Below are 354 nucleotides of genomic sequence, written 5' to 3'. Positions count from 1 at the left end.
CTGCAACGCTGTTAAACTGGATATGTGCAAAGTACTTTGGAAGCTGTTCCCCAAAATTATTTTGGTACAGTGTGCCCGGAAAGTAAGTGTTTCGAACCTTGTGTCCTGTATGCAGGTGACCACCAACGGCCACCGCCTTCGACCGGTTCATACCTTCCTTCTTGACGGTGCGACCCGAATCAGATTTCGATCCGTACACTTCATTGTGGAAGATGTTTAGCGCGCGATCCGAGAAGTCTAGATGTGGATATGGCAAGAACCTGACTGGTGCCCTATCTATTTTCACATCTGTAGGATGCGTGTAGATCGTGAGATTCTGGAGTCCGAACAGATCGAACAGCTCCAGCGCATGAC

At 48.9% G+C, this 354-nt stretch carries 1 protein-coding gene; it reads right to left on the bottom strand.

The window, feature by feature from the left end; all coding sequences use genetic code 11:
• The coding region (locus AC1RPQ_RS08190) for a hypothetical protein (RefSeq protein WP_481762292.1) at window positions 1–354 on the bottom strand (354 nt) is incomplete at both ends.

This window comes from Dellaglioa sp. CoH-57-MRSF-21 (assembly GCF_056781915.1).
Note: the sequence above shows the minus strand (reverse complement) of the source record. Positions and strands in the feature narration are given on the sequence as shown.